Raw genomic sequence first — 12,434 nt, 5'->3', positions numbered from 1 at the left:
TTTACTCCACTTCTTGAATAGTAATTTTTCTTGTGTGTTTTGTATGGCTCCATTCTTTATTATCTTTATTTAGTATACCCTGTACAGTAATAGGAATCCATGTCAATGTATAGAATCCATATAATAAATACCATATAAATAAGGTTATGTAGTGTTTCTTATTAAAAATAAATAATATTAATATGAATAAAGAAAAATATAAAACACTTCCTAATACCACTTCAAAGAATTTTGGATTTTTTCCGAATACTATTTCATTAAAGAAAACATTAAATGAATAGATAGAAAACATAAAAAACATTTTTTTATGAAGCTTTTCTTCTAAAAGCAATATAAAAGGAGTAAATAAAAACTGGAATATACTAAAAATTTTCCAGATCCAAGGGGCAAGCAAACTATTCATTACAAAAATATTTAATCCAGATTCAGAACCATTTTGAACCATAGTTAGTATAGCTGATATAGCTAGTAGTAAAGTAAAAAATGGTTGGATAGAATATAGGGCACAGTCAAAAGCCTTAAAGTCTCTGTCTTTTACTGCTTTTTTCATAAGCTTTCCAAAAAATCTAGAGGATACATCTGCAAAACCTTGCATCCATCTTTTTCTCTGAGACCAAGACTGCTTTAAAGTTAAGGGTTTTTCATCATAGACTATAGCATTATGACTCCAACCAACTTTATGACCATTTAAAACCAATTTACAAGTAAACTCTAAATCTTCTGTTAAGCAAGTAGCTCCCCAGCCAAGTTTTTTTAATATATCTGTTTCCATACAAAATCCTGTACCGCCGATTTGGTTAGATAATCCTAAATTCCATCTTGCTAATTGGAAAAGTCTATTTGCTGTCCAAAAGGATATAGAATAAGACTGAGTAATCCATGAGTCTTCAGGATTTTTACTGTCAATATAGCCTTGCACTACTTTATATCCATTTAATAATTTAGCATTCATTTCTTTTAAGAAATTTGCTGAAACTAAATTATCTGCATCAAATACAGCAATAGCATCATATTTTTTCTCCATTTTAAAGATTTTGTCAAACATCCATTCTAAAGCATATCCTTTTCCCCTTTTACTTGGGACATTTCTTTCAAATACATTGACACCTAGTTTTCTTGAAATCTCAGCTGTATCATCAGTACAGTTGTCTGCAATAATGAATATGTCATATAGATTATTAGGGTAGTCCAATTTTTGTAAACTATCTATTATATGATCTATTACCATTTCTTCATTATGTGCTGCTACGATTAGGGCAAAAGTTTTTTCAGGTTCTATTGTATTACCATCTGGTTCATCTTTTTTATGTAGTCCAAAGATAGATAATATAAAGTAATACATAGCCATCAAAAAAACTACTATTTGAAAAACTGATGTAGCTAAAAAAACAAAATTGTTCAAAATATCACTTCCACACTTTATTGTATTTTTGATGCCATATTTTATAATAGCATAATTTTTAATATAGTGCTAATAATTTTTAAGGGTTATACGTTAAATTAAGAATGAATTAAGGATTAATTTATAAATAGTTTATTTTATATAATTTATTTAAATTTACCTTCCATATATATTTCTTCTAAAGCTTTTCTACTTCCAGGTTCTTCTTGTTCTTTTAATGCATCTGTTGCAAGTTCTTCTCTATTACCAAGTTTTCCTATAGCAACTACTGCTATAAGCTCATATTCTTCTGGAATATTTAATCTTTCTTTAGCTAATTCCTTTTTAAATCCTCCCATAGCATGAGTTACTAATCCCCTTTTTTCACCTTCTAAAGATAAATAGCCCCAAGCTGTACCAGCGTCAAATTTAGCCCAAAAATTATCACCATCATCGAAATCAAATCTTTTTTTAGCTAATATGGATATAAAAGCTAGTGCTTTATCTGCCCAAAGCCTGTTACTATCAACTAATACACTTCTTATTAAATTTAAATCATCTAATTCATATGAAAGTATAAACTTCCAAGGTTGTTCATTAAAACAAGAAGGAGCATATCTTGCGGCTTCTAACATTGCTAGAAGGTCTTCTTTTTTGATTTCTTCATTGCTAAAAGCTCTTGGTGACCATCTATTTTTAATTTCATCAATTATATCAAAATTAAATTCTCTTTTCATAAAAATCCCTCTTTCTATAATTTTATTTTAAGAATTCTGTTTTAATGTCCTTAGTTAATATCTTCTTTGCATACTCTATGGCAGAAAATAATGAGTGGTCTTTGTAATTACCACATTGAATTTCATTTGTAGCTGAAATTTTCTTGGTGATTACAATATTAGGTTGTACAATAGATCTCCTTTGTCTATAGCTGCTTTTTTAACATATGGTGCAATGCTTTCTATTTTTTCACTTTGTAAGTCCTCCTTGGTGTTTTTAAAATTAATTGATATATATATTATATATTATTTTAGTATAAATTATAAGTGGGTTTACATTTTTATTTTTAAACATAATTTTTATTATGTAAACAATTTCTTTTTCAAATTAATAAACAACTTTTTGGAATGATTTTATTTAGGAAGTCTCGTTAAGCTCTAGTTTAGTTTTAACTTACCGTAGAAGTTTTATACAATTAAAAATTATCCATAGTTATTGGTTATTAACTAAAATAAAAGAACCTCTACATTACATAGAGATTCTTTTATTTACATATTATATTCTACTATATTATAAATGTATTGGCGCATTTACCCCTATTGGAATCCTAAAAGTATACCAAAATATGAGTAATAATGACCATCCTATTAAGAATAAAATAGCATATGGTAACATTGTAGATATTAATGTTCCTATTCCTGTATCCTCATCATATTGCTCTGCAAATGAAACGATTAATGCAAAGTATGACATAAGAGGTGTAATTATGTTTGTACAGGAGTCACCTATTCTGTATGCAGCTTGAGTAAATTCTGGTGAATATCCTATAGCCATAAACATAGGAACAAATATTGGAGCCATAATAGCCCATTTTGCAGATGCGGAACCCATAAATAAGTTTATAAATGCTGCAACTATAATAAATGATATAAGTAATGGAATTCCTATGAATCCTGTAGCTTTAAGGAACTCAGCTCCCTTAAAAGCGAGGATTGTTCCTAAATTAGTATGTCCAAAATATGCTACAAATTGAGCAGCAAAGAACACTAATACTAAATATCCACCCATGCCTGACATAGCTTTTCCCATGGCATTTGCTACATCTTTAGAGCTTTTAATTTTACCTATTGAAACACCATAGGCAATACCTGGCACAGCAAAGAATATTGCAATTATTGGAACTAATGCATTCATAAATGGAGTTTTACCTAAAATCTTATGAGTTTCAGGATGTCTTAAAATTCCGTTTTGTGGAACTAATAATGCTGCCATAACTAATAAAAATATTAAAAAAGCAATTCTTGAAGCCTTAAGGGCTTTTTTCTCTTCAACACTTAATTTCCCAGTACCAAGATCTACTTGACCACCTTGGTATTTTCCAAGTCTTGGTTCTACTATTCTATCTGTAACAAAGGTACCAATAATAGTTATTAAAAATGTAGATGCAACCATAAACCAATAGTTTGCAGTAGGTTCTACTACATAGCTTGGATCCATTAATTTAGCAGCCTCCGTAGTAATTCCTCCAAGTAATGGATCTGTAGTTCCTATAAGTAGGTTTGCACTAAATCCACCAGATACACCCGCAAAGGCTGCAGCTATACCTGCAAGAGGATGTCTGCCAAAGCTTGCAAATATCATAGCACCCAATGGTATAAGCACTACATATCCTGCGTCAGATGCTATATTTGACATAATACCTGCAAGAACAACGATTACAGTTATAAGTTTTGGTGGTGCACTCATAACAGTTTTTCTTAAAATGGCTTGAATAAGTCCAGTTTCTTCAGCTAGTCCAACTCCTAGCATAGCCACAAGTACTGTTCCAAGTGGTGCAAATCCTGTAAAGTTTTTTTCTGCACTTTCAAACATATATCTTATTCCATCAGCAGTTAACAAACTTACAGCTTTAACATTTGTAACCTTTGTTCCGCCTTTTACTCTGTCTACCATAGTAACATCAACATTAATACCAGATTTGGCACATATGTGTGAAATAATGATAACAGCAATACTTAAAACAATAAATATCATAGCTGGGTGGGGCATTTTATTTCCTACTCTTTCTACCCAGTCTAAGAAAGATTGGAATCCGCCTTTCCTAGTTCTTTTTCTAGGATTTTTTTGTGTTTCCCCCATATTTATTCCTCCTTAAAATAAATTAGACAAAAGCAAACATGAATTATTAATATTTAAAATATTTCATGTTTATATTTTATTAACATTTTAGCATACGAGGGGTTTTTATGCAATAGCTTTATTTTTGCGTAATTTAACGTCATTTTTTGTACTATTTATATTTTTATATGAATATTGATAGTTTTCTAAAAACATTAACAAATAGATTATTTTATTCATTTCTTAGTCAGTTGTTTAACTAAATAGCCTTTCTCTTTATTAATACTTCATATAAAACTAGTGCTAATGCACCACCTATTAGAGCTGTCATAAGTTGAGGGAATCCCATCATAATTACCAACTTTTCTGCAACTTTTTTAGGAATATTTAAACTAAATAAATATATTAATTTGCTAGAGGATAGAAATAAAAAGAAATACTTAAAAATTGATGCCACAACAACACTTAAATATTTCCTAGAACTTTGCTCTCTTTTGTATATTAAGGCAAATAAAATTATATATATTCCGTTTCCTATTGCTATAAAAGGTACAAAAGATGCCATAGGGGCAGGTAATTGACCTATAACCCATGCAAGTATTGGTGTTAATCCTCCTACTAGTATTCCTAAATAAGTACTGCAAGTTAACGCTGATATTATTAAAATACAATTTACAATAGATCCTACAAATAATTGACTAATTTGCGGAAAGCTTCTTCCTAATCCTTGTGCAATTATGGCTAAAGCCAATAATAAAGAAGCTCTAATTAACTTTTTAATGTCTTTCATATAAATCACGCCTTTTTAAAATATTTAAAACATTTCAGATACTCTTTTTAATAGTCCATTTAAATAAGCTAAAGCTACTCCAAAGTTTGTAATAGGAATATTTTTTTCATTAGCTTTATTTAACCTATTTATCATTTGTTTTTGATTCAACATACACCCTCCACAGTGTATTATGAGTTTGTATTTTTCTATATTTTTAGTAAAATCCTCTCCTGAGGAAAAATCTATATTAACTTCTCCTCCTATTTTCTTTTTTAATAGATTTGGTATTTTTTCTTTGGCAATATCTCCTTTAAGGGAATGATGTGTACAGGCTTCGGATATTAATATATTATCTCCTGGCTTTAAATTATTAATACTTTTAGCCCCTTCTATTAATAATCTTATATCACCTTTATATCTAGCCATTAATACAGAAAAAGAAGTTAATTTTATATCTCTTGGTATTATATCTTTTACTTTGTTAAAAATTTGTGAATCTGTAATAACTAAATCTGGCTTTTTATATAAATTTTTAAGACCTTCCTGTAATTCAGTATCTTTTAAAACCATAGCCATAGCACCTTTATCTAAGATATCCCTTAAAACCTGTACTTGTGGCAATATTAATCTGCCTTTAGGTGCTTGGAGATCTTGAGGAGTTATTAAAAGTACTAAATCTTTTTTATTTACTATACCTTCTAATAATGTGGTTTCATTATTAGAAGGCACTTGTTCTATTATTTTCTCTTTTAATTTATCTATATTTTCCCTTCGTAGGGCACTAATTGATACTATATTATCAAATTGTTTTCTAGCCCTTACTATAGCTTCATCTAAATTGGCTACCTTATCTATTTTATTTAAAGCTATAATTGTAGGTATTTTTCTTTTAGATAATTTTTCTTTTAGATACATCTCATATTCAAAGTTTTCATTTTTACAATCTATTGCAATAACAGCTATATCTGTTTTATTCATAATTTCTTTTGTTTTTTCTATTCTTAAATTACCTATATAACCTTCATCGTCTAATCCCGCTGTATCTATTAACATAATAGGACCTATAGGGAATAATTCCATAGCCTTATAAACAGGATCTGTTGTAGTTCCTGCTACATTAGAAACTATGGAAACTTGTTGATTTGAAATAGCATTAATTATACTAGATTTCCCTGCATTTCTTCTTCCCAAAAAAGCTATGTGTATTCTATTTCCCTTAGGAGTATCTTGCATAAAAATTCCTCCTTTAAAATCTTAAATCTCTTTCTCCTGATTCAATTCTTTCCAATTTTTCCTCTGTCATTTTTTTAATTTTTTCATTTGGAATGTCCTCTAAGGACTTTCTTATAAGCTCTTCTCCTAAATCTTTAGCCTCTTTGTCACCATAGTCTAGTAAAAACTCTTTAAATGTTAATATGGCATTAGGATGACATACATTTTGTATCTCCCCAGTTTTAGCAAGACTCATAAATCTTTCTCCTGTTCTACCCTCTCTATAACAAGCAGTGCAATAGCTTGGTATATATCCTGATTTACAAATGCTTTTTATAACTTCTATTGGGGATCTATTATCTCCTAATTCAAATTGAGGTTTTTCATCTTTATGTTTTATATTATTTTCCTTTGAATATCCTCCAACTCCTGTACATGAGCCTGCACTTATTTGAGATACTCCCAAGGCAATAACTTTTTCTCTAAAGTCTGCTTCTTCCCTTGTAGAAAGTATTATTCCAGTATAAGGTACTGATAACCTTAAAATTGCAACTATCTTTTTAAAGTCTTCATCCTTTACTAAATGAGGATATTCTTTTAATGTCATTCCCACGGCTTCCCTTAATCTAGGGACAGATATAGTATGAGGTCCTACTCCGGTAGCCTTTTCTAAATGTTCCCCATGCATAAGCATAGCAACAGTATCATATTTATAATCATACAATCCGTATAATACACCAATTCCAACATCATCAATTCCTGCCATTCTCGCTCTATCCATAGCTGTGGTATGATAATTATAATCACTTTTAGGTCCTGTTGGATGCATTTTTTCATAGGTTTCTTTATGATAGGTTTCTTGGAATAAAATATAGGTTCCTATTTCAGCCTCTTTTAATTTTTTATAATTTTCTATAGTAGTTGCAGCAATATTTACATTTATTCTTCTTATACTTCCATTGTTGAATTTTAAAGAATATATTTTTTTTATACTCTTTAATACATAATCAATAGAACAATTTACATCATCTTCTCCAACTTCAAGGGCTAATCTTTTATGTCCTAAAGATTCTAAAATTTTTACCTCTTCTGCTATTTCATCCATAGTTAATTTATTTCTTTTAAAAGTATTATTACTACATTTGTAACCACAGTACTTACAATTATTTACACAATAACTACTAATATATAATGGTGCAAAAAGTACTATTCTCTTGCCATAAATTTTTTCTTTTATTATTTTAGCTGCTTTATATATATCTTCTAGAATATGTTCATCCTCAACATTTAATAAAACAGCACCTTCTTCATAAGTTAGCCCCTTACACTCTAAAGCTTTATTTAATAATTCTCTTACATAGTCTTTATTCTTAGCTTTTTCTCTTCCCTTATCTAAAGCTTTTTCTATATCTGAGTGTATTATAAATTCCTCTGCTTTCATTTTTTTTATTTCTTTCATTTTACAAATCACTCCTTTTTAAAGTATCTCCTCTATGCTTGGCAATTTCTTTACCTGAGGACAATATAAAGTTTTCTACATCTTTTCTCTCTTCTCTTATACTTTTCTCTTCTCTTAGTTCTATAGGATATATTTCATATAATCTTCTATATTTATATGGCTCTAATTTCTGCATAATAACATTAGCACCACATTTAAATGAAGTAAATTTATGATCCTTATTTAAAACTCCAAGAGAAGTTGTAGCTGGTAGATGAATATTTTTTAATATTATTCTAGAAAGTGCAACTACCTTTAATGTTAAAAGTGTGTCCCCTTTATGTTCACCCTTTAAATCCGTCTCCGGATGAGGTATAAAAGGTCCTATGCCTGCCATGTCCACATCTAATTCCTTTAAGAGTAAAATATCCCTTGCTAAGGTGTTAAAGTCTTGTAATGGAAGCCCTATCATAAAACCACTTCCTGCTTGAAATCCAACCTCTTTTAAATCTTTTAGAGCTTGTATCCTATTTTCTAGTTTATTTCCCTTATGTAGTTTAGAAAATAAATTTTTATCTGCTGTTTCATGTTTTATTAAAAACCTATCTCCTCCTGCTTTTTTAAAAGCTCTATAATCTTCTTTATCCCTTTTCCCTATACTAAGAGTTATTGCAATATCTCCAATTTTCTTTATGGATTTTATAATGTCACATAAAATTTCCCTTGTATAAAATAAATCTTCCCCAGATTGCAAAACTAAAGTTTTATAACCTGCCTCATAGGCTTCTTTGGCTACCAGTACTATTTCTTCTTTACTCATTCTATATCTTTTTATGCCATTATTATTTACATTTAAACCGCAGTAGGAACAGTTACATCTACAATAATTTGAAAACTCAATTATTCCTCTTATATTAACCTCATGTCCACAGTATTTTTCAGTGGTTTCTTCAGCTTTATTAAAAAGGTATTTTATATTATATTCATCCTTATTTTTAAGTATTTCTACTATTTCTTCTTGAGATAAATTACTTTCAACATATGCTTTATCTATAATATCTTTTATTTTCATGTTTATAAATCTCCTGCTACTTTTTTGTAATTGCAGACTTTACTGTAACTCCAGATATCTTCCCAATCTTTCCTGTCATAGCACTTATTTCATCAGAAGTACCATCAACTATTAAAGATATTACGCTTATTTCTCTTTCTTTATAAGGTACTCCCATTCTTCCTATAATAATATGAGAATATCCATGGAGCACTTCATTTACCCTAGTTGAACTCTTTAAATCTTCTACTACAATTCCAACTACGCCAACTCTTTTGTTCATGCAAAAACCTCCTTAAATTAAAAAAACTTCTAGCAAAAACTAGAAGGATATTTTAAAAAACAAATATATGCAGAATCTGTATACTATTCTGTATAAACTTAATTCTCAAATATATAGTCCTTCCCTTTTGTTTAGATATTATCCTTACAATTAGGTTTAACATTTTACCTATCCTAATTACCGGAAATTCCAGTAACTAAGATTTAATTACATTATATTATACCCTATCAATTTGTCAAGCTTTTAACAAAAACTTTTTAATGAACTAAGCGACGTTAAGCACAGCTTAACGAGCCCCTAAAAACAAAAGATTTTCTACCCACCAGGAAGAAAATCCTCCTTAATTGTTCATTATTAATTGTTAATTACTCATTAACTTCTTTAATTTAAGAAGCTGTTTTACCAAATCTAGATATAAAGTGTTTATAACCAAGAAACTTACAATACAAATAAACATAGTTATCCTATAAAACTTTATATATATTTTTTAAGAAACTAATTTTAATTTGTCAAATACTGTTTCTATAGGTATACCATTCTTAGCTTGATCATAAATAAAGTACACAAGTTCCTTAGCCGATAGGCTTCGTATAGATTTAATAGCATCGCCTATGGTGTATATTGGTTGACATTAAGTATACAGGGTCTTTAAAGATTTTGCCATCAACTTCATAGCAGATTAAAACTAGTGCATTTTCAATTTTTAAAACTTTACCTTCGTATTTATATACTCTATACTTTTTACCTTTGACGGTAACTACATCTAAGGTAGAGGGATTAATATATTTTCCAAGTTCTTTAAGCTGCATTGAAATTCCTAATGGAGATACCTTTCTATTTGATTTTAAAGCACCGATTAGGTGAAGGCCTTGCATTAGAGTGCTATCTACGAGCTTTGGGCTAGTATACCAACTATCAACAAGACAATATATTTTATCGCAATTAGCTGGTTTTTCAAAAGAAGTTATAAAATCTACAGCTATATCTGACTTACCCATGAAAGATTTATTATGCTTTATGCAGTTTTCGTTGCTTAAGTAAGTTTTATAGTTTAAAGGTATAGAAATATCCCCTACAACAAAATTAGAAGTAACTATGCAATGAGACCAAAGATTTTTACCTTCTGTATGAGAATGATTATAACTTAACCCTTGCATCTTTTTTGCTTGTATTTTAGGATTTACAGTATCATCTATAACTAAAAATCCTACGGATTTGGGTTTTATAAGCTTACTAAAGTGCAAATTTAAATAGTTAATTCTGTTTCTATTAATGAGACTATCGTGCCATTTAGAATGGCTTAAAAATCTATATATAGAACTGCTACTTTTAGCAGTTAATATATGTTCTGAAATTTTTAATAAAGATTTTGTGCCAGATAAATTTATTAATCCATTAACTATGCTGGTTAAATGCTGAAATTGTGGTTTATTCATTCCATAGTTTACATCATTTAAGTAGTTGTAAATTTCATTATCTATAGATACAATATTATTAGTAATTTTATTTGGCATACTGATAACCTCCCGTGTATTAAATTGTCTGGTAACTTTTTTATATCACGGAAACCATCAGTGTGCCATATTTATTTTTTGGTAGCATTACCAAATCAGCTTTTTATTTTGCAGAAGTTAAGTTACTCATTAATTAAAGATCTGCAATTGTTCTATGTCCTAATCCAATAACCACCTCATTTAAATGAAGTAAACCTATACTCATAAATAAACATACACTTAAATGCTCTTTTGATCTAGCAATGCCTATTTTACCACCAACATTTAATCCATTAGCTTTGGACACAACTTGAATTATTGCTTCTCTTGTAGCACCTGCTACAGCACCATCATGTAGATGACAATCCTGTATAAGTCCACATCTTTTAGATGCAACCAATGCCCTTTCTACTATTTTAGGTATAGAATTATTTAAATTTCCTCCTACATCTACTGCTACCGTTAAAATTTCTTCTTTTTTTAGTTCACTTTCTAATAATTTTTCTTCTTCTCTTGAGGATATAGCCATTCTTACTGAAGCCTTAGCCACATCTATACTATCAATTTTCATTTTATCATCCTTTCACCCATATTATAAATAATATATTTATAATATCACATATTTATTTAATCTTTAAATAAATTTTATTTTATATTTAAATTTTACATAAAAAGTTATTGTTAAAAATCATATATAAGGAAATACTATATTAAAATACTGCATTGCAATTTTGGGAGGATAATTTACAATGAAGAAATTACTTAAATATACTTCGTGCACTTTAGTTATACTATTCTTTACTTCCTTTTTAGTGTCCAAAACTTATAAGGCTAATTTATCCTTTGCAAATTCATTTTTTTCTTCTAATGTTTTAAGTAAGGAAATAGATAAAGAAGAGTTAAAGGAAGTTATAGAAACAATTTATAACGAAAGATGTAAGGTATTTATAAATGGTGATCTGGAAAGTTTAACTAAGTTTTATGACACTTCTAAAAATCATGGAAAATGGTCCTTAGATCAGGAGGTAAGAAGAGTTAAATATTTAAAAACTTGGGCCTGTCAAAGAGATATAGAGTTTACTAATATAAATTCAAAGGTTATTTTAAAAAGAGCTTCTTCTAATAAATCTAATATTAGACTTGGATTAAAAGAAATATATACCTTTGAATATATCTATAAAAATGAAGAAAACCCTACTAAAAATAAATTTGGTATAGGAGTAGATCACACCGTAAGTTTAATTAACCAAAATAATGAGTGGATAATTTCAAATGATTGGTATACAGACTGTTTCCATGATGCCCTTAAAGCTTATTCTGGGGAAATGAGAAAAATCGATTTATCTAAAGTAGAAAAATTAGAAATACCTAAAATAGAAAAGCATATGAATTTTAATTATAATGGAAAATATAATAGAATAAAAGCTATAGAATATGCTAATAAATACTCTGGTGCTTTTATAGATGATGATAACACGGACTATAAATATAATAAAAAATATAAAAATTATGCTGGATTAGGCGGTGACTGTACTAACTATGCATCACAAGTACTAGGCGATAAAGATGCTGGAGGAATACCAGCAGATTACACATGGTTTTCTCATTCTAGCAAAAAAGAAGGAGTCTTTGTAGGAAGTAAAGCTTGGGTAAATGCAGATGCTTTCAAGAATTATATTTTATATAGTGGTAAAGGACAATTAATTAAGAAAGGTACTTTTAAAGAATTATCCTCATCTACAGATAAACATCCAAATGGAGCCTTTGAAAAGTTAGAATTAGGAGATCTTATATGCTATGTTAAGGGTGGAAAAACAGATCACTTTGCTGTAGTTACTGGTTGGGATTCTAGAGGATATCCTCTTATTAATTCCCATACTACTGATAGATACAACGTTCCTTGGGATTTAGGTTGGGGTGATAAGGATATTTCTTTTTATTTCATACACATAAGAAAATAAAAAGAGGC

At 29.1% G+C, this 12,434-nt stretch carries 12 protein-coding genes; 1 reads left to right on the top strand and 11 read right to left on the bottom strand.

Features of this window, described 5'->3' with window-relative positions; all coding sequences use genetic code 11:
- Position 1: 1 nt before the first annotated feature.
- From B5D21_RS08975 to B5D21_RS08925, 11 genes are all read right to left on the bottom strand, one after another.
- Positions 2-1,402, bottom strand: a complete 1,401-nt coding sequence (locus tag B5D21_RS08975; RefSeq protein ID WP_011099547.1) for a glycosyltransferase family 2 protein — start codon at positions 1,400-1,402, stop codon at positions 2-4.
- A gap of 146 nt (positions 1,403-1,548) precedes the next feature.
- Entirely contained in the window at positions 1,549-2,118 is a 570-nt protein-coding gene (locus B5D21_RS08970; protein ID WP_011099548.1) for a nitroreductase family protein, read from the bottom strand.
- 22 nt (positions 2,119-2,140) lie between these two features.
- Positions 2,141-2,257: an S-ribosylhomocysteine lyase gene (locus tag B5D21_RS08965; protein ID WP_274542142.1), complete on the bottom strand. Its 117-nt coding sequence runs from the start codon at positions 2,255-2,257 to the stop codon at positions 2,141-2,143.
- A 411-nt stretch (positions 2,258-2,668) separates the two neighbouring features.
- Entirely contained in the window at positions 2,669-4,237 is a 1,569-nt protein-coding gene (locus B5D21_RS08960) for an AbgT family transporter (protein WP_035109846.1), read from the bottom strand.
- A 238-nt stretch (positions 4,238-4,475) separates the two neighbouring features.
- Positions 4,476-5,006: an ECF transporter S component gene (locus B5D21_RS08955; protein WP_035124863.1), complete on the bottom strand. Its 531-nt coding sequence runs from the start codon at positions 5,004-5,006 to the stop codon at positions 4,476-4,478.
- A gap of 24 nt (positions 5,007-5,030) precedes the next feature.
- Entirely contained in the window at positions 5,031-6,221 is a 1,191-nt protein-coding gene (gene hydF / locus B5D21_RS08950) for a [FeFe] hydrogenase H-cluster maturation GTPase HydF (RefSeq protein ID WP_011099551.1), read from the bottom strand.
- A 13-nt stretch (positions 6,222-6,234) separates the two neighbouring features.
- Positions 6,235-7,659 (bottom strand): [FeFe] hydrogenase H-cluster radical SAM maturase HydG, encoded by a 1,425-nt coding sequence (gene hydG, locus B5D21_RS08945; RefSeq protein WP_035124860.1) that lies wholly within the window; start codon positions 7,657-7,659, stop codon positions 6,235-6,237.
- Between the two features lies 1 nt (position 7,660).
- Positions 7,661-8,710 carry a [FeFe] hydrogenase H-cluster radical SAM maturase HydE gene (gene hydE, locus B5D21_RS08940; protein WP_011099553.1) on the bottom strand — a complete coding sequence of 350 codons (1,050 nt, stop codon included), beginning with the start codon at positions 8,708-8,710 and terminating at the stop codon, positions 7,661-7,663.
- Between the two features lie 16 nt (positions 8,711-8,726).
- Positions 8,727-8,972, bottom strand: coding sequence for a TM1266 family iron-only hydrogenase system putative regulator (locus tag B5D21_RS08935; protein WP_035109841.1), 246 nt, complete (start codon positions 8,970-8,972; stop codon positions 8,727-8,729).
- A 596-nt stretch (positions 8,973-9,568) separates the two neighbouring features.
- Positions 9,569-10,486 (bottom strand): transposase, encoded by a 918-nt coding sequence (locus B5D21_RS08930; RefSeq protein WP_011099554.1) that lies wholly within the window; start codon positions 10,484-10,486, stop codon positions 9,569-9,571.
- A 133-nt stretch (positions 10,487-10,619) separates the two neighbouring features.
- On the bottom strand, positions 10,620-11,036 hold the full coding sequence (locus B5D21_RS08925) for a HutP family protein (RefSeq protein ID WP_011099555.1): 417 nt from the start codon (positions 11,034-11,036) through the stop codon (positions 10,620-10,622).
- Between the two features lie 178 nt (positions 11,037-11,214).
- On the opposite strand from B5D21_RS08925, the gene B5D21_RS08920 reads away from it, so the two are divergent.
- Positions 11,215-12,426, top strand: a complete 1,212-nt coding sequence (locus B5D21_RS08920) for an amidase domain-containing protein (protein ID WP_011099556.1) — start codon at positions 11,215-11,217, stop codon at positions 12,424-12,426.
- Positions 12,427-12,434 lie beyond the last annotated feature (8 nt).

Source organism: Clostridium tetani, assembly GCF_900167265.1.
GTDB lineage: Bacteria > Bacillota > Clostridia > Clostridiales > Clostridiaceae > Clostridium_G > Clostridium_G tetani.
This window is presented reverse-complemented; position numbering and strand designations above follow the sequence as displayed.